This window comes from Loktanella salsilacus (genome assembly GCF_024206795.1).
In the GTDB taxonomy this organism is placed as follows: Bacteria; Pseudomonadota; Alphaproteobacteria; order Rhodobacterales; family Rhodobacteraceae; genus Loktanella; species Loktanella salsilacus.
The window spans coordinates 1,689,859-1,707,909 of sequence record NZ_CP072994.1 but is presented as its reverse complement, the minus strand read 5'-3'; the positions used below and the strand labels follow the sequence as shown (position 1 = coordinate 1,707,909).

Below are 18,051 nucleotides of genomic sequence, written 5' to 3'. Positions count from 1 at the left end.
GTTCGCAGCCGCCGGTCGGCGGTGTGCTTGAAAGCGACATGAATGCAGGCTGCCTCTGGTAGCCTGCATTTTTTACAATTTGTTCACGCTTTTATGTTCCTAGGGTACGCATACTATCTATTTGGATAGCTTTAGGTCGTATAAGAATAGGTGATATATTTTACGTGCGTAAATAGTTCAAATCAGACTAGGCGCTTGACCAAGGACCACATGAATGGCGAATATTTCTGGTACGTCTAATCGCGACACGATTAACGGGACCTCTGGCGATGACACCATTGATGGCGGTGCGGGGTCCGACCTGATTTATGCCGGCGGCGGCAATGACACCATCTATGATAACGACAATTCCCCCGATACCGTCTATGGCGGCGCGGGCAATGATGTCTGGATCCCCTCGACCAACTCTCAAAATGGTGGCAGCGATCAGGTCTTCCTAGAGGATGGCGACGATACCGCCTACCTTGGCTACCTGACCGTCGGTCAGAACGAGACGATTGACGGCGGCGCTGGCAATGACACGTTCAACTTTTCCAATTTCCAAAACGCAGCGCTGAACGTCACGATTGAAAATAGCGGTACGTTGAATTTCAACGGGCAGCTGGCGTCGGAAAACGTTTATCTGAACTTTGAAAATATTACGGGTAACGCGGCCCAGAATACCCTGACGGGTAATGATAAAACCAATATTCTGGACGGCGGCGGCAATGACGACAAGCTGTATGGCATGGGCGGCGATGACACGCTGATTGGCGGCGCTGGTAAGGATTCGCTTTATGGCGGCACCGGAACCGACACTCTTTATGGCGGCGACGCCGAAGACCTGCTTTTCGGCGGCGACGGCAATGATGCGCTGTTTGGGGGCACCAGCCAAGATATGCTTTATGGCGGCGCTGGCGACGATACCGTGAATGGCGGCGACGGTGACGACAAGCTATATGGCGACGCGGGCAACGACACGCTGCTGGGCGGTCAGGGGCAGGATTCGCTGTATGGCGGTGATGGCGACGATGTGCTGGACGGGGCCGATGGCACCGGTCAGGACAACGATGACCGGCTATATGGCGGCGCTGGCAACGATACGCTGATCGCACGCGACGTACAGGACAGCCTGTATGGCGGAACGGGCGACGATTATCTGACGATCCTGAAGGACGGCAATATCGGTACGATCACCGCTGACGGTGGCACCGATCCGGACAATGGCGACTTTGACCAACTGGATTTGAAGTCAGGGTTGGATAACGGCGACTGGACCAGCGTTCGCATTTACAACACAAATGGGACGCTGATTTACGACAGCCTGAACCCCGTTCAGGGGCAGAATTACGATACGCTGCCAGAAAATGGCCGGGCAGAGCTGTTGAATGGCAACAACATCATTGGCCGCGTCAACTTTACCGAAATCGAAAAGCTGGTGATTTGCTTCACCCCCGGCGCGCGCATCATGACGCCAAAAGGGCAGATCGCTGTGCAGGACCTGCGCGTGGGTGATCTGGTGATGACCCGCGACCACGGCATGCAGCCGATTGCGTGGATCGGCCAGCGTAGTCTGTCCGCCGCTGATCTGCGCCGCGCACCCAAGCTGCAGCCCGTCCGCATCGCAGCCGGATCGCTGGGCGATGGTCTGCCGGAACGCGATCTGGTGCTGTCGCCGAACCACCGGATGCTGATCCAATCCCATCGTGCGGCCTTGCTGTTTGCCGAAAACGAAGTGCTCGCGCCGGCGAAACACATGGTTGGCACCGCTGGAATCACCCAGGCTGACGTGTCCGGCGTCACCTATGTGCACATCATGTTCGAGCGGCACGAGGTCGTGCTGTCCGACGGCGTTTGGTCAGAAAGCTTTCAGCCCGGCGATCACAGCCTTGGCGGTTTGGCGCAGAACCAACGGGACGAGATCTTTACGCTGTTCCCGGAATTGAAAACCACCGCTGGCGTCGAAGGCTATCAAGCTGCGCGTAAGTCATTGAAAAAGCACGAAGCACGCCTGTTGCTGCGGTAAGTTCGCGGCCTGCTAAACGGGGTTTGCCACCGAAATAGAAATGCGGGCCGCAGATACGTCGGCCCGTATTTTACGTCTGAACGCTGTGAATTTCTGTCGCTTCACAGCCTCCTATCCCCTTGGATAGCTAAGTGTAGCAACCGACTAGGCCCGGTTGTTTGAGTTTTCAACTGTGCAATATCTCGCTGTGACACCTATTTGGGGGAATAGCGGTATGGTAAATTTCAACACTTCGAACACTTTACTTAACGAAACGGTGGGCGGCGATTTTGCCGATGATCATGCCGATGATCACATTGACGGGCGCGGCGGATCGGACCCGAACCGTGGCGCCGCTCGGAACGACAATCTGACCCATCGTAGCGACGCGTCGCTGGACGCAGTCACTACAGACGGCGGCTGTAAAATCAGCGACATTGACGTGTTGGCCCTGCAGGCCGGGATCGACCGGGGTGATTGGACGGGCGTGCGTTTTTACTGCAGCGACGGTGAACTTATCTATGACAGCACGAACCCGGTCGCGGGTCAGGACGACAGCACCTTGCCGGAGAATGGCCGGGTCACGTTGATGGATGGCAATAACGTCGCATGCCACGTCAGCCTGTCCGAGATTGAAAAGCTGGTCAGCGGTTTTGACTTGGGCGACCGCATTGCCGCGTCGGGCCAAGAGGTGACCGACCTGGCCGTCGACGATATGTTTCTGACGCAAGATACGGATACACTCCCGATCATGCAGAACGATCAGCGCAAGTTGTCCCCAAGCGACCTGCACCGCGCGACCCAATCACAGACCAATCACGCGGCCGCCGGATCGCTGGGTGATAGCGTGCCAATGCATGATCGGGTGCTGTCACCGAAGCACCAGCTGCTGATAGAGGCTCAGCGCGGCGCGTTGCTTTTCGCAGAACTGGACCGAAAGCTTTCCGTCCAGAAAGAGCATGGTTGGCGGCGTGGGACCGGCGCCGGGGGCCGGAAATTTTGGACGGTTCGCAAAGTCGGGTACAAGATTTTGGGGCGGTGGATTTCAACCAGTTCGCACGTCGTTGAAAAATCGCGAAGCGTGCAAGGTGCGCGCGTGATCAAACACTTCAGCCGTTGAACGCGGCCCATGCTTCTGGCGTATCAAGGTCAAAGACCGCGCGGTCATCCGTAAACGGCACCAAGATTGTACGGGCGCGCAAGGGCCTCACCACACTTGCCCCGCCGTCATCGCCGCTCAGATCCGCGAATGCAGGCCGTAGGCTGGCGTCGAACAGGACCGGGTGACCCGGCGTGCCATCTGGTGCCGCGCCGCGCCAGATCAAAGCGTCCGGGTTCGCATCGCGGGCTCCTAGCACCACCGCCAAATCATCCGATGTGATCAGCGGCAGATCCGCCAAAACCATCATGAAAGCCGGGCAGGGCGGCAATTGCGCCACGGCCCCGCGCAGGGTGCCTGACTGGCCTTCTGCGGCCTCAGGCACCAAAAGCGGCGTGATGGGCAGACCGTCCAGCAAGGCCAGACGCTCTGCCGCGCGGTGGTTTAGCGCGACAAAGGTGTCGCCGACCGCCGCCGCCTGCATCGCAATGCGCCGCAGCAGCGGCTGGCCGCCCACCATCATCGACAGCTTATCCGCGCCGCGCATGCGCGACGATGTCCCCGCGGCAAGGATCAGGATTGGGATCATGTCACCTGACCCAGCGCGCATCTTAAGGAATGATACGCGTGTATTTCGTGCCTTCCAGCGTCGCGCCGATGCGCAGACCGGTTTGTGCAAAGACCACGGCGATCACGGGGGACAGGGACGTAATCGTCTCGGCCCGCAGCACGTCGCCTTGGTCGGCGGCAACATATTCAAGGTCAGCGCCCGCAGCCCAACCCATCGAGGCCCGGAAATCCGCCAGCGCGTTTTGCGTCATGAAAAACAGCACATGGCTGTATTGCTGCGCGCCAATCTGCAGTCCCGCAGAGCCGGAGGCGGCAGAGTAATAGTCAACAGTGGACCCGTTAATCTGCAACGCACCGCGCCCGTATGACCCGCCAAGGCCAAGGCCCAGTTCGGTCACCAGCGGCATTACCAATACGCCAGCGGCCTTTTGCCCCAGATCGCGCGTACCGGGATAGGTGTCGTACATGAACGACAAGGTGCTTGCGACCCGCGCGTCGATGGTCGATCCGCCGTTCTGGTTCACGCCATTGCCGCAAGCCGCCAGCATCGTCGCCGCGCCTGCCGCCACAAAGTGCCGCCGTGTTAAGTTTGTCATAATTGTCTGCCTCTATACTGCCATCAGCGCGTTTTCCGCACCTGTTATGGCGCAAACTATAGGTGGATCAATCTTTGCTGTCACACGCTAATTACAGCGCAGGCGGTTACATGCGGTTTAGCAGCTTTGCGGCTTCTGGGGCAAAGTAGGTTAGAATGCCGTCGCAGCCCGCGCGTTTGAACGCCAAAAGGCTTTCCATCATCACTTTGGGACCGTCCAGCCAGCCGTTTTGGATCGCCGCCTGCATCATCGCGTATTCACCGCTGACTTGGTAAGCATAGGTCGGCACACCGTACATGTCTTTGACCCGGCGGCAGATGTCCAAGTACGGCATGCCCGGTTTCACCATGACCATATCCGCGCCTTCCATCAGGTCGCGTTCCACCAGCCGCAGCGCCTCGTCGGCGTTGCCCGGGTCCATCTGATAGGTGTTCTTGTCGCCCGTCAGCGCAGCCGATGCACCGACCGCATCGCGGAACGGGCCATAAAAGGCGCTGGCGTATTTGGCGGTATAGCTCAGGATCGCGACGTCGATATGACCCTCGGCCTCTAACGCTTTGCGCATTGCGCCGATGCGGCCATCCATCATGTCCGACGGGCCAAGGATATCGGCGCCCGCCTCGGCCTGCGCCAGCGCCATCTTGACCAGCGCATCGACAGTGCGGTCATTCACAATGCGGCCATTTTCGACAAAGCCGTCGTGGCCGTTGATGTTGTAAGGATCGAGCGCGATATCCGTCATGATCGCGATCTCTGGCACCGCGTCTTTGATCGCGCGGATCGCCTGATTGCTGATATTGTCCGGTGACCACGCCAGCGCGCAATCCTCTGTCCGCTCTTCCATGCCGGTGTAGGGGAAGATGCACAGCGCCGGGATGCCCAGTTTATGCGCCTCTTGCGCGGCCTTCACGGCGCGGTCGACGGTTTTGCGCGTCACGCCGGGCATAGACGAAATAGCATGTTCGTCGTCTTTGCCGGCCATCACAAAGATCGGCCAGATCAGGTCATCGACGCTTAGCCGGTGCTGGCGCGACAAGCGGCGGATCGCGGGTTTCGCCCGCAGGCGGCGCAGACGTGTGGCGGGAAAGGGGGCAAGGGTCGGTTTCATGGCATCACTCTCATCTGGCTGGGCCTTTCTGTCACACATCTTGACCTTGCACGGAAAATTCCGCGCGGCAAGTCTGGGCATCCCCGCGCGGCGACACTAGGGTCTGAAAAACGTGAAGCAAGCCAGAGAGTCCGCGCAGTGAACTGGAGCAATATCCTCTTTCAGGTAATCGACCTGCGCTCGTTTTCGTCGGTGTGGTATTGGATCATGCTGGCGGTCCTGTGGTCGTCGGTCAGCTATTACGTGCTGGGTGTTCCGTTTGACCTGATTACCAAGGCGCGGCGTCATGGCGGCCAGCAGCAGGACGATATGATCGACCTGGTGCGCATTAACGTGAACCGCCTGCTGGGCATCGCCCATACCGCGGGCTTGATCATGACAGGTTTCGCATTCTTCGCCCTGACAACGCTGGCGCTGCTGGGCTTTTACTATGACGTGGAAATGGCGCAGGCGCTGTTTCTTGTCGCGCTGCCGCTGTCCATTGTCGGTGCCGTCAGCCTGTCCAGCGCGCGGAAAATCCGCACCGCTGATCCAGAGCCAGACCAGCTTTATGCCATGTTGATGCGCCATCGGCTTTGGACGCAGATCATTGGCATGTGCGCGATCTTTGTGACCGCTATGTTTGGCATGATCCAAATGATGGCGGTTGTGCGGGGACTTTAGGCCGCAGCCAGACCCCGTGCCGCGCCTTGACACCGGGGCGGATGCGGATACTTCACCTGTCATGGTCAAACACATCACGCTCGCCGGTGCGCCCGAAGGGTTCGACGCCCAACTGATCCTCAAGGAAATGGAGAGTTCCGGCCAGCCGGTCCTTCATGTCGCCCGCGACGACAAGCGCCTTGCCGCGATGCAGGCGGCGCTGGGTTTTTTTGCGCCGGGGATGCCGGTGTTTACCTTTCCCGCGTGGGATTGTTTGCCTTACGACCGGGTGTCGCCCAACGCCGATGTGTCTGCCGCACGCATGGCGACGCTGGCGGCGCTGGTGCACGGGATGCCGCCGAAGTTTGTGCTGCTGACATCGCTGAATGCCGCGACCCAGCGCGTACCTGCACGCGCCACGCTGCGCGAGGCGGCCTTTACCGCCCGCGTCGGGTCCCGCGTGGATGAAGCTGCGCTGCGCAACTTCCTAACGCGCATGGGTTTTTCCCAAACCGCCAACGTGATGGAGCCGGGCGATTACGCCGTACGCGGCGGCATTATCGATATCTTTCCGCCGGGCCAAAGCGGGCCGATCCGCCTTGATCTGTTCGGCGACACGCTCGACGGCGCGCGCCGCTTTGATCCCGCCACCCAGCGCACGACCGAAAAACTGACCGAGATCGAGCTGGCCCCCGTCAGCGAAGTCATTTTGGACGAGGCCGCGATCACGCGCTTTCGCCAAAGCTATCGCATCGAATTTGGTGCCGCTGGCACCGACGATCCGCTGTACGAGGCCGTCAGCGCAGGCCGCAAACATGCGGGCGTTGAACATTGGCTGGGCTTTTTTCAGGACGATCTGGAAACGCTGTTCGACTATCTGCCGCGCGGCACGATCACGCTGGACGACCAGACCAGCCCGCAGCGCCTTGCGCGGTGGGAATCGATTGCGGACCAATATTCCACCCGGATGCACGCCCTGACGCAAAAGGGGCGGATGGATTCCGTCTATAAACCTGCGCCGCCGCAGCAGCTGTATCTGGACGATGCAGCCTGGGACAAGGCCGTCGCAGATCGCCGCGTGGTGCAGTTCGCGCCGCTGCCGCAGGCGACAGGCCACGGCGTGCTGGATGCGGGCGGGCGGCCCGGGCGCAATTTCGCGCCGGAACGCCAGCAGGAAAACCTAAGCCTTTTCGGGGCTTTGGCAGGTCATGTTAAGGCGAAAGTCGCCAAGGGTCCGGTGATCATCGCGTCCTATTCCGAAGGTGCGCGCGAACGTCTGACCGGCCTGATCGAAGACGAGGGCATCGGAGAGGTCATTCCGGTCAGCGACTGGTCCCGCGTTGGCAAATCCGGCGTGCATCTGGCCGTCTGGGCGCTGGAAGCAGGATTCGAGGCACCGGGCGTCACCGTTATTTCCGAGCAAGACGTGCTCGGCGACCGTCTGATCCGTCAGAACAAGCGTAAGCGCCGGGCCGATAATTTCCTGACAGAGGCAAACGCGCTGTCTCCCGGTGATCTGGTCGTGCACGTCGATCACGGCGTCGGCCGCTTTATCGGACTAGAGGTCGTCACCGCCCTTGGCGCGGCGCATGAATGTCTGACGCTGGAATATGCCGAAAGCAGTAAACTTTACCTACCTGTTGAGAACATTGAGCTTCTCAGCAAGTTTGGCCACGAGGAAGGCTTGCTCGACAAGCTGGGCGGCGGTGCATGGCAGGCGAAAAAGGCCCGCCTGAAAGAGCGGATTCGCCAGATTGCTGAACGGCTGATCCGCGTCGCTGCCGAACGCGCCCTGCGCAAGGCGCCTGTGCTAGAGCCGATGGACGGCATCTGGGATCAGTTCCTTGCGCGCTTTCCTTATGCGGAAACTGACGACCAGCTGGCGGCGATTGACGATGTGCTGACCGATCTGGAAAGCGGCCAGCCGATGGATCGCCTGATCTGCGGCGACGTCGGGTTTGGTAAGACAGAGGTCGCGATCCGCGCCGCCTTTGTCGCCGCGCTGGCCGGCGTGCAGGTCGCCATCGTGGCCCCGACAACCTTGCTGGCCCGCCAGCATTATCAAAGCTTTGCAGAGCGTTTCCGCGGCTTTCCCGTCGTCGTGCGGCCCTTGTCGCGCTTTGTGTCGGCCAAAGACGCCGCCGCCACCCGCGAGGGGCTGACGAATGGCACCGTCGATATCGTGATCGGCACCCACGCGCTGCTGGCAAAGTCGGTCAAATTCCGCAACCTTGGCTTGCTTGTCATTGATGAGGAACAGAAATTCGGCGTCCAGCACAAAGAACGCCTGAAATCGCTGCGCACCGATGTGCATGTGCTGACCCTGACAGCCACGCCAATCCCGCGCACCTTGCAGCTGTCGCTATCGGGCGTGCGCGATCTGTCGATCATCGGCACGCCGCCCATCGACCGCCTTGCGATCCGCACCTACGTCAGCGAATTCGACACGATCACGATCCGCGAAGCCTTGCTGCGCGAGCATTATCGCGGTGGCCAGTCGTTCTTTGTCGTGCCGCGCATTTCAGACATGGACGAGATGGTCGAATGGCTGAAAACCGAGGTGCCAGAGGTCAGCTTTATCACCGCCACCGGCCAGATGGCGGCAGGCGAGCTGGATGACCGCATGAACGCGTTTTACGATGGGAAATACGACGTGCTGATGGCCACGACGATTGTGGAATCCGGCCTTGATATCCCGACAGCCAACACGATGATCGTTTGGCGCGCCGACATGTTCGGCCTGTCCCAGCTGTACCAAATTCGCGGCCGCGTGGGCCGGTCCAAGACGCGGGCCTATGCGTACCTGACGACCATGCCGCGGCAGAAACTGACTGATACCGCACAGAAACGTCTGCGGGTGCTGGCCAGCCTAGATAGCCTTGGCGCAGGCTTTACGCTGGCGTCCCAGGACCTTGATATTCGCGGCGCGGGTAACCTGCTAGGCGAAGAACAGTCGGGCCAAATGCGCGAAGTTGGCTACGAGCTGTATCAGCAGATGCTAGAGGACCAGATTAACGCGATCCGGTCTGGCGCGGCAGAAGGGTTGCAGGACGATGGCGAATGGTCACCGCAGATCAACCTTGGTGTGCCGGTCCTGATCCCAGAGGATTACGTGCCCGATCTGGACGTCCGCTTGGGCCTGTATCGCCGTCTGTCCGATCTGACGACCAAGGTCGAACTGGAAGGTTTCGCCGCGGAAATGATCGACCGTTTTGGCAAATTGCCCAAAGAGGTCAACACGTTGATGCTGGTCGTGCGGATCAAAGCCATGTGCAAAAAGGCGGGCATTGGCCAGCTGGACGCCGGGCCAAAGGGCGCGACGATCCGGTTCCACAAAGACAAATTCGCCAATCCGACCGGGCTGGTGGACTTTATCGGTGATTACAAAGGACAGGCCAAGGTGCGCGACAATAAGATTGTCGTCATGCAGGACTGGACGCGAGAGCGCGACAAGATCCAAGGCGCGTTCAATATCGCCCGTGATCTAGCTGCAAAACGCGCCGAGGCGTTGAAGAAATAGATTGGCAATACAACCAAAGGGATTAAGGGATTAAGGGGTTAAGGGTTTATTAACCTTTCCCTCTTTGGTGTGTTCATGTTGCGATTTGTTTTGGCTTTGGCCGTGATGCTGCCCGGTGCAATCAGCGCGCAGGAAATCGTGCCGCTGTCGCCGCCGTCCTTGCAAATATTTTTGGATATGGTGCGTCCGGTGCAATCATTCGATTGCAGTGATCGCAGCTGCAAGGCGCTGTCCAGCTGCGAAGAGGCCTGCCACAAACTGCTGGTTTGCGGTCAGGCCAAGCGCGACGGCGACAATGACGGTATCCCTTGCGAGAACCTGTGCCGCCGCCGCTGCTAAGACTTAGGGGTTCACGATAACCGTGCCGATCATGCCTTGGCCAACGTGCGGCTCGCAAAAGTACTGATAGGTGCCGGGTGTGGTGAAGGTCTGCGTAAAGGTCGCGCCGGGTGCGATTTCGCCGGAATCAAAAGGGTCTGCGCCGTTTGGCAGTTTGACGGCCTGCGCTTCAATTTGCGTGTCTGCAACAGTCGACACCGTATGTGTAAAGGTCGAGATGTTGCGGAATTCCACCGTGTCGCCCGAATTGATCGTGACCGCATTGGGCGCGAAGTTCAGCGTTGCGGTCATGTCGACGATTTTGTCGACGCCAGCAGGCGTGATGCCATCGACGGCAGGGCCGCTACCGGCACAAGCTGCGGCAAATGCTAGCGGGGCGAGGGCGAAAAGGACGCGCATAGGGGAACTCCAATAATATGATATCACCGGATGAACGCCTGCTGCGCGGCCTTTGTTCCCCTTAGGCGTCTTTTGCGATTTGGCTTTGAATATCGGTTATGATCTGAACCCACATTTCTGTCGGCTGCGCGCCGGGCACGGCGTGCTGGTTCGCGATAATGAAGGTTGGCACAGCGGAAATTCCCATTTCGCGGCTATGCGCATCGCGGGCGCGGATGTCATCCAGATCGGAATCGCTGGTCAGCAGGCGGGCGACGATGGCCGCATCTAGGCCTGCCTCGTCCGCCAGATCGGTCAGCACTTCGTTGTCGCCAATATCGCGGCCTTCGACGAAATAGGCTTTGAACAGCAGGTCCACCATCGGCGTTTGCTGCTTTTCAATGCCCGCCCAATGGATCAGGCGGTGCGCATTGATCGTGTTCGGCGTGGTCTTGATCAAATCAAGATTGATCGTCAGGCCTGCTTCTTCGGCCTTGCCGACGACGGGGGAATAGGCCTTGACCGCTTCCATCTTGCCGCCGAACTTGCCTTCTAGATAGGCGCGGCGGTCCATGCCTGCGGCGGGCATATCGGGGTTCAGCTGGAACGGGTGCCATTCGATCACAAAAGGATGGTCGGGAATTTGTTCTAATGCTTTGAACAGGTTGGCCTTGCCAATATAGCACCACGGACAGATTGGATCGGACAGAATATCAAGCTTGACCATGTGCGGCCTCCCATTCGGTGCGCAGCGCGCGGCGCAGTAGTTTATTGTTTGCGCCGCGTGGCAGCGCGGAGCGGTGGACATAAATGCGGGGTACTTTGTAAGCGGCAAGGTGCGCGCCAGCAAATTTCCCTAATGCGCCGTCGTCTATCACGTCTGGCCCGGTATAAAAGGCTGCAATCAGCGTCAGCGTGCTGGACACGCGCACTTCGGCGCAGGCGACTTCGGTGATGCTGGGGTGGCGGGCCAAGACGGCCTCCACCTCTCCCGGGCTGACGCGGGTGCCGCCAGCGTTCATCATATCGTCGGCGCGGCCTGCATAGGTGATGGCGCCGCTGGCGTCGCGGGTGGCTTCGTCCCCGGTTAGGAACCAGTCGCCTGCATAGCGGGCGGCGGTGTCCTGCGGCTGGCCAAAGTAGCCCAGCATCAGGCCGGGATCGCTGCGGTGGATCGCGATTTGGCCTGCATCGCTTGGTCCATCCGCGCCAATCAGCGCAATTTTCCGTCCCGGTTGCGGATAGCCCAGCGCGCCGGGCGGCGCAGGCCGCTGCGGGCTGCCAGAGATGAAGGTCGAGCATTCTGACATACCAAACGCCTCGTAGATCGCGGTGCCGGTCTGGTCCTGCCACGCAGCGCGCAGCGGCTCTGGCAGTTTTTCACCGGCAGACAACCCGTGGCGCAGGCTTGGGATCGCGGGCATCTGATGCCTCAGCATCCGCCTGTAAACCCCCGGCGCGGCTGCGAAAATCGTTGCATGGTGTGCGGCCATCAAGGCGGGCAGGGCACCGGCATCGGTGCCATCGCGCGGAATGATCGCGGTGGCGCCGATGCTCCATGGATCCATCAGGCCGGTGCCAAGGGTATAGGTCCAGTTGAACGCACCCGCGTGCAGCAGGCGGTCGTCTTGGGTCAGGACATACCAGCCGTCCCACATCATCCGCCGCGCCCAGATTGCGCGGTGCGCATGGACCACGGCGCGGGCATGGCCGGACGTGCCAGAGGTATAGACGATATAGGCCGGCCGGTTCGGATCGCCCATGGCGTAATCCGCCGGCGGCAGCGTTTGCAGGGCGGCCAGATCCAGTTGCGCCAGCACGGGCCAACTGCCACTTGGCGCGGCAACGCCGCCCGCTTGCACAATCAGCGCAGGGCGCAGTTCTGCCGCCATCTTGTCGACCTCGGGCACCGTCAACTGGGACGACGTCGGTACCGGGATTAGGCCCGCGGCGATGCAGGCAAGGTAGGTGATGGGAAAGTCAGGCGTATTGCCCAGCCGCAGCAGCACATGATCGCCGGGGCTTGCGCGCCCTAGCAAACCCGTCGCCAGCCCGCGCACGGCGCGTTCCAGCGCGGCATAGGTCCACACGTGCAGGCCCGGCACGATCAGCGCAGGATGATCCGCGCGCAGCTGCGCCTGCGACAGGACATAGGCTGCCATGTTGAATGATAAGGGGGGCGGGTTTTGCATGATCCTTGGCTAGCATGGCTGGGATCGGTTGCAAGTGCGCGATTGCGGCGCGCGTCATGGGCGTTGGTCTAATGGGGGTATCTCAGCAGGTTTATGCAACCCGCTGAGACGGTATTTCGGATCTTACGCGCGGCCCACGGGGGCGGCAGCGGCAGTGTCGTCGCCGAACTTGGCGTCGTCATCGCTGACGTCTTCGCCAGCAGGCACATTCGCGGCAGAGCCGAGGATGTTCGCGTTGTCGTTCTGCTCGGCCATCGTGACGTCGATCGGCTCGCCGCCCATCAACCAGTCAGCAAGCTCCATCTGGGCTGCGACGCGGTCTTCGCCTTTGGATTTGGACAGGTAGTCCAGAAAGCCGTCCTGATCGCCGTCAATCGACAGCACTTCGGATTCGTTCAGGTTTGGCCACTGCGTCAGAATGCGCGGGGTGTAAGCGGCCCAGTTCTGTGAAACGTCTCTCCATTGCATGGGTATATTCCTTCTTGTTGTTCGTTGCGGGACCAACGGGCCGGGTGTCACTTCTGTTCCGATCAAACAGGCGCAAAAGGCCAGCAGCACCCGGTGTAACCCCGGCGCCGCATGATTGCGCAAGAATGAACGTCGGTCGTAGGACCTGATTTAACCCCGCAAAGGTGCCATGGGCGGCGCGGGGGACAGCGTGACTGCCGGATTGGCAAGGCTGGTCGATGAAGGCCACCAATAGGCCCCCCCATAACAAAGTGCAACCTGTGTCAGGGGGGGCTTGGCGCGGCTTAGATCACAACGTCGGCAGCACCAAGGGCAAGCTGCCCCGCGCCAATCGCGGTATTGCCCACAACGCGCAATGGCGTGCAGGCGCTGATGGCGGCAAGCGCCAATAGCAAGGCGGCTGCGCGGATCATTCCTGCCACCACCAGACGTCAGGCTGCCATCCGTTCCAGTCACCCCAGCTGGGGATGACATCGGGGTATGTCAGCTGCTTGGCATGGGCGAGGCGGCTGATATTCCACTGATAAATTGGAATGTAATAGCGGCCAGCCGTCAACACCCGGTCCAGCGCCTTGACCAAGGCCACAAAGTCCTCTTGGTCGGTCGAGGTCAGCAATTGCCCGATCAGCGTGTCGATCGCCGGGGATTTAACGCCCATCAGATTGCGCGATCCCGGCACGTCGGCGGTCTCGGACCCCCAGTACAGATACTGCTCGTTGCCCGGCGACAAGGACACGGCGACGCGGCCATAGGTCATGTCGAAATCCAGCGCATCGGTGCGTTCCTTGTACTGCGCGGAATCGATGGCCGTCACGGTTGGCGAAATGCCGATCCGCTTTAGGCTTTGCACATACATGTCGATGATCGACTGATTTTCCGACGCGCCGCTTTCCAGCAAGATGTCAAAAGTGAACGCCTTGCCTTCCGCGTTTTTCATCACGCCGTCTTGCACGGTCCACCCGGCCTGAGACATCATATCCAGGGCCTTGGCTGTCCCCGCGCGGTTCCGCTCTGATCCGTCAGAGACAGGCAGCGCGTAGCCTTCTAGCGTGCCGGGGATAAGCTCGTCTTTGAACGGCTCTAGCATCTCGGCCACGCGGCCTGTGGCGGGGCCTGCGTCCATGCCCAGATCAGAGTTCGACCAATAGGACGTGATGCGCGGCTGCGCGCCGCCGGTCATCGCCTCGTTAATGAACTCAAAGTTAAAGGCCTGCAGCATCGCGTCGCGGACCTGCCAGTCAGCGAACTGATCGTGGCGCGTGTTCATCACGAAGCCGGTCATGCCGGATGGGCGTTCGTGGCCCAGCACCGATTTAACCACATCGCCGCTTTGCACGGCGGGAAAGTCATACTGGCTTTCCCAGCGGGCGACGTTGAATTCACGGGTCGATGTGACTTCGCCTGTTTTGAACGCCTCGAACGCGGCGGTTTCATCGGCAAAGAATTCGATCCGCACCTCGTCCAGATTGTGCAGGCCCTTTTCCACCGGGATCGCATCCCGGCCCCAGTAATCCGGGTTCCGTTTCAGCGAGATAAAGCGCCCCGCCTCGAAGTCGTCGATGACATAGGGGCCGGATGTGATGGGGACCAGATCAAGCCCGCCTTCAGCGAAATCCACGCCGTCCCATTGGGCCTTTTTCAGGATCGGGCGCAGACCGGCCAGCATGACCAATTCGCGGTCTTCCACGTTAAAGGTCAGACGCACCGTACCGGGGGCGACCTCTTCGATCTTTTCGACCTTTTCCCAGAAACCGCGATAGCGGCCATGGCCTTGGGTGCCCAGCGTTTCAAACGACCAGATCACGTCTTCGGTCGTCACAGGGCTGCCGTCGGAAAATTTGGCCGCCGGGTTCAGCACATATTGCACCCATTCGCGGTTTGGTCCGGTTTCCACCGACTGCGCCAACTGGCCGTATTCAGTAAATGGTTCGTCTAAGGACCGCACCATCAGGCTTTCGCCGACCAAAAACCGCAACTGCCACGGCACGTTACCCTTCAGCACATAGGGGTTCAGGCTGTCGAAGCCGCCGACCTCTGCCGTGACGATCCGCCCGCCGGTGGGGGCGTCCGGATTGGCATAGGGCATGGCGGTGAAATCCGCGGGCAGGGCGGGTTCGCCATACATCGCGATGCCGTGGGCGGGCTCTGCGCCAGCCATGCCAGCTGTAGCAATTATCAAAGCCGCCAGCCCGGCGCTGCGCGCTAGGTGCCTTAGTGTCGTCGTCATGGTGCCATGTCCCCGTTCGTGATCATTGTTTCGCCCCACGCTAAAGAGGGTTTCGAGTCTTATCAAACTTTTAGCTTGGATACCGGTGCAGAGAAGATTATACAGAACTCACTGCTCGATAGGTTTCTTGCCTGTATGAAACCTGCCTCAATAACTACACCCCGGCTTCGCGCCGGGGTTTTTTTTGTCCAAAATTACGCGAAAACCCTTATTTTGTGGGTTATCAGGGCTTTACGAGGTGTTCCTCAGATCTGCAAGTCCTGACGATTCGTGCGAATCCAAAAGGCGGGAATCGGCCAAGAATCGGTCTTTGGGCGCGATGTTATTTGCGGGGTAGAGTGAATCAATTCGCTAATTCGGGGGCAGCTTGTTCCGCGTCGGTCAAAATTGGCCGACGGCTGAAACACACCTGAAACAGCCTGTGTTGTTGAACCTGCTGCGATGATGTTTGGACTTTTGCAATCAGATCGGGCATCATTGTGCAGGTGCAGCATTTTGCGAGGGCAAGGCGATGCGGGCAGATCAGGCAAAGCGGCGCGGGTTCAGCGGGCACAGGTGCAGCCGATGATCCGCATTAACCTTGGGCTGCAAGGCGGCGGCGCACATGGCGCGTTTACCTGGGGCGTGCTCGACCGCCTGATCGAAGAAACCGACATCGAAATCGCAGCAATTTCAGGCACATCCGCTGGCGCGATGAACGCCGCCGCCTATAAGGCCGGGCTGATCGAGGGCGGGCGCGACGGGGCCAAGGCACGGCTGGATTGGTTCTGGGAAAAGGTCGGTGCGGTCAACACGCCCTTTTTACAGGACTGGCTATCCGCGCTGTCGCCGACGGTGCGCGGCATCGCGACTCTGCTGGAATTATCCCCCGGCTATCAGGCGTTCGACGCCGCCTCTCGCGTCGTGTCGCCCTATATCTACGGCCCGCTTTTGCGCAATCCGCTGGCTGCGATCTTGGCCGAGATGAGCTTTGATCACGTGTGCAGTACCAAAGGCCCGCAGCTGTTCGTCGGCGCCACCAACGTGCGCACCGGGCGCATCCGCGTGTTTTCCGGGACCGAAATCAGCGACGCTGCCCTCATGGCCTCTGCCTGTTTGCCGACGCTGTTTCAGGCGGTCGAAATCGACGATCCGTTGACCGGCGAAAAAGAGGCGTTCTGGGACGGCGGCTATACTGGCAACCCGGCGCTGTTCCCTTTGTACGACAAGGACTTGCCGAACGATCTTGTCATCGTTGGCATCAACCCCATCATCCGCCGCACCTTGCCGCGCAGCACAGAGGCGATCGCCAACCGGATCAATGAAATCGGCTTTAACGCGTCCCTTTTGGCAGAGCTGCGGGCCATCGCCTTCGTGCGCGATTTGCTGGACACAGGGGTGATGCAGGCGGGCACGATGAAGCGGGTCATGCTGCATATGATTGAAGACGACGCGCTGATGAATGACCTGAACGTCGCGACCAAGACAATCCCCGTGCCAGTGGTCCTGAAACAGTTGAAATCAGCGGGACGGGCGGCGATGGATACGTTCTTGATCAATCACAAGGACGATCTGGGAAAGCGTGAAACCCTTGATCTGAATGGGATGTTCAACTGATCAGCTTGATCGCCAGCGCCCACATGACAAGGCCGATGCCGGTGTCCAAAACGCGCCATGCGCGGGCGGATTGCATCACCGGACCCAGCAGCCGTGCGCCATAGCCGAGCGAGAAGAAGAACACGAAAGACGCCGCCACCGCGCCGCTGCCAAAGGCCCATTTGAGCGCCGCGCCGTGGAAATCCGTCGATACCGCGCCGACCAGCCCCAGCGTGTCCAGATAGACATGAGGGTTCAGCCAGGTAAAGGCGGCGGCCGTGGCAAGAGTGGGCCATAACGCCTTGGTTTTGCCTGTTAATTGCAGCGCATAGTCACCGCGCCACGCAGCAATCAGGCGCTGTAGGCCGTAAACCGCCAAAAATGCCGCGCCAGCGTAGGCCATGATCTGCGGCAGCGACGGAAACAGTGCGACCATCGCGCCAAATCCAAGCACACCCGCCGCAATCAGCAGCGCGTCAGAGGCGGCGCAGAACAGGCACAGCCAGAACACATGCGCCCGCGCCAGCCCTTGGCGCAGGACAAAAGCATTCTGCGCGCCAATCGCTAAAATTAATGAAAACCCGGTAATGAAACCTGTAAATGCGGCCGATATCATGCGGTGACAGGGGGCAACTTAGGATCCTTGGGGTTCGGATACACAAGCCCCGCCGAGATGACGAGCTTGGCCGCATCCTCGACGTTCATATCCAGAATGATGACTTCGGATCGGGGCAAAAATAGCAGGAAGCCAGAGGTCGGGTTGGGCGTCGTGGGCAGGAAAACCGTCGCGATTTCGGCCTCTCCCGGCAGTTTCGCGGCGATTTCGCCCTTGGCCGCGGTCGAGATGAAGGCGATGGCCCAAATCCCCTTGCGCGGATATTCCACCAGACAGGCGTGATCAAAGGACGTATCGCGCTGGCTGAACACGGTTTCGGCGATCTGCTTTACGCCGCTATAGATGCTGCGCACGACGGGCGTCCGATCAACCAGACGTTCCCCAAAGCGGATCACGGCGCGGCCGATAAAGCCTTTGCCCAGCCAGCCTGTGATCACGGTGAAAATCAGGAAAACAAAGACGCCAACGCCGCGAACATTCACGGCGATAGGCGGCGCGCCGTCTGTGCCGAACCAGCGATTGATCAGCTCGTCAGGATGCCAGCGGTTCGGCACAAACGGCCAAACCCAGCCGTCCACCCAACCGACAACGGTGTAAATCAGCCAAAACGTCAGGCCAATCGGGGCGACAATGATCAAGCCGGCCAGAAAATTGCCGCGCAGCCGGGCGATCACGCCGGGGCGGCGCGGGCGCTTGTTATCGTCGGGGTGGGGATCATGGGTCATGTCAACATCCGT

Annotated in this window: 17 protein-coding genes; 6 read left to right on the top strand and 11 right to left on the bottom strand. The window is 60.0% G+C overall.

Annotated features, from left to right (window positions below; all coding sequences use genetic code 11):
• The first annotated feature begins 214 nt into the window (after window positions 1-214).
• Complete coding sequence (locus KBW81_RS08365) at window positions 215-2,005, top strand: Hint domain-containing protein (RefSeq protein WP_254246862.1); 1,791 nt, start codon at window positions 215-217, stop codon at window positions 2,003-2,005.
• Between the two features lie 214 nt (window positions 2,006-2,219).
• Window positions 2,220-3,104 carry a Hint domain-containing protein gene (locus tag KBW81_RS08360; protein WP_254246861.1) on the top strand — a complete coding sequence of 295 codons (885 nt, stop codon included), beginning with the start codon at window positions 2,220-2,222 and terminating at the stop codon, window positions 3,102-3,104.
• Here the strand turns inward: KBW81_RS08360 and KBW81_RS08355 are convergent.
• The 3 genes from KBW81_RS08355 to hemB form a co-directional block, all read right to left on the bottom strand.
• Complete coding sequence (locus KBW81_RS08355; RefSeq protein ID WP_254246860.1) at window positions 3,094-3,672, bottom strand: nucleotidyltransferase family protein; 579 nt, start codon at window positions 3,670-3,672, stop codon at window positions 3,094-3,096. The two genes, KBW81_RS08360 and KBW81_RS08355, sit on opposite strands and share 11 nt — an antisense overlap.
• Before the next feature lie 22 nt (window positions 3,673-3,694).
• Entirely contained in the window at window positions 3,695-4,249 is a 555-nt protein-coding gene (locus tag KBW81_RS08350; RefSeq protein ID WP_090191151.1) for a lipid-binding SYLF domain-containing protein, read from the bottom strand.
• A gap of 106 nt (window positions 4,250-4,355) precedes the next feature.
• A complete protein-coding gene (hemB, locus tag KBW81_RS08345; protein ID WP_090191149.1) occupies window positions 4,356-5,357 on the bottom strand; it encodes a porphobilinogen synthase in 1,002 nt (333 codons plus the stop codon).
• Window positions 5,358-5,495: 138 nt separating this feature from the next.
• Between hemB and KBW81_RS08340 the strand changes: the two genes are divergently transcribed.
• The 3 genes from KBW81_RS08340 (at window position 5,496) to KBW81_RS08330 (ending at window position 9,858) form a co-directional block, all read left to right on the top strand.
• Window positions 5,496-6,020 (top strand): component of SufBCD complex, encoded by a 525-nt coding sequence (locus KBW81_RS08340; RefSeq protein WP_090191148.1) that lies wholly within the window; start codon window positions 5,496-5,498, stop codon window positions 6,018-6,020.
• A 61-nt stretch (window positions 6,021-6,081) separates the two neighbouring features.
• Window positions 6,082-9,519, top strand: coding sequence for a transcription-repair coupling factor (mfd, locus tag KBW81_RS08335; protein WP_254249023.1), 3,438 nt, complete (start codon window positions 6,082-6,084; stop codon window positions 9,517-9,519).
• A 75-nt stretch (window positions 9,520-9,594) separates the two neighbouring features.
• A complete protein-coding gene (locus KBW81_RS08330; protein ID WP_254248975.1) occupies window positions 9,595-9,858 on the top strand; it encodes an excalibur calcium-binding domain-containing protein in 264 nt (87 codons plus the stop codon).
• Window positions 9,859-9,861: 3 nt separating this feature from the next.
• On the opposite strand, the gene KBW81_RS08325 is transcribed toward KBW81_RS08330, so the two are convergent.
• The 6 genes from KBW81_RS08325 to KBW81_RS08305 all read right to left on the bottom strand — a co-directional run bounded on the left by KBW81_RS08325 (window position 9,862) and on the right by KBW81_RS08305 (window position 15,123).
• On the bottom strand, window positions 9,862-10,257 hold the full coding sequence (locus KBW81_RS08325; RefSeq protein WP_254248974.1) for a cupredoxin domain-containing protein: 396 nt from the start codon (window positions 10,255-10,257) through the stop codon (window positions 9,862-9,864).
• A 61-nt stretch (window positions 10,258-10,318) separates the two neighbouring features.
• Complete coding sequence (locus KBW81_RS08320) at window positions 10,319-10,963, bottom strand: DsbA family oxidoreductase (protein WP_254248973.1); 645 nt, start codon at window positions 10,961-10,963, stop codon at window positions 10,319-10,321.
• The gene (locus tag KBW81_RS08315) at window positions 10,950-12,428 is read right to left on the bottom strand and encodes a class I adenylate-forming enzyme family protein (protein ID WP_254248972.1); all 1,479 of its coding nucleotides are present in this window, start codon (window positions 12,426-12,428) and stop codon (window positions 10,950-10,952) included. The genes KBW81_RS08320 and KBW81_RS08315 overlap by 14 nt, the downstream gene beginning before the upstream one ends.
• 123 nt (window positions 12,429-12,551) lie before the next feature.
• The gene (locus KBW81_RS08310) at window positions 12,552-12,896 is read right to left on the bottom strand and encodes a hypothetical protein (protein WP_090191137.1); all 345 of its coding nucleotides are present in this window, start codon (window positions 12,894-12,896) and stop codon (window positions 12,552-12,554) included.
• 284 nt (window positions 12,897-13,180) lie between these two features.
• Complete coding sequence (locus tag KBW81_RS18750; RefSeq protein ID WP_302059363.1) at window positions 13,181-13,309, bottom strand: hypothetical protein; 129 nt, start codon at window positions 13,307-13,309, stop codon at window positions 13,181-13,183.
• Window positions 13,306-15,123, bottom strand: a complete 1,818-nt coding sequence (locus KBW81_RS08305) for an extracellular solute-binding protein (RefSeq protein ID WP_411914381.1) — start codon at window positions 15,121-15,123, stop codon at window positions 13,306-13,308. The genes KBW81_RS18750 and KBW81_RS08305 overlap by 4 nt, the downstream gene beginning before the upstream one ends.
• Window positions 15,124-15,687: 564 nt before the next feature.
• Between KBW81_RS08305 and KBW81_RS08300 the strand changes: the two genes are divergently transcribed.
• On the top strand, window positions 15,688-16,719 hold the full coding sequence (locus KBW81_RS08300) for a patatin-like phospholipase family protein (RefSeq protein WP_254248971.1): 1,032 nt from the start codon (window positions 15,688-15,690) through the stop codon (window positions 16,717-16,719).
• Here KBW81_RS08300 and KBW81_RS08295 read toward each other — a convergent pair.
• A complete protein-coding gene (locus KBW81_RS08295) occupies window positions 16,712-17,314 on the bottom strand; it encodes a LysE/ArgO family amino acid transporter (protein ID WP_175499396.1) in 603 nt (200 codons plus the stop codon). The genes KBW81_RS08300 and KBW81_RS08295 overlap by 8 nt on opposite strands.
• Window positions 17,311-18,039 carry a DUF502 domain-containing protein gene (locus KBW81_RS08290; protein WP_254248970.1) on the bottom strand — a complete coding sequence of 243 codons (729 nt, stop codon included), beginning with the start codon at window positions 18,037-18,039 and terminating at the stop codon, window positions 17,311-17,313. Before KBW81_RS08290 ends, KBW81_RS08295 begins: the two co-directional genes overlap by 4 nt.
• Window positions 18,040-18,051 lie beyond the last annotated feature (12 nt).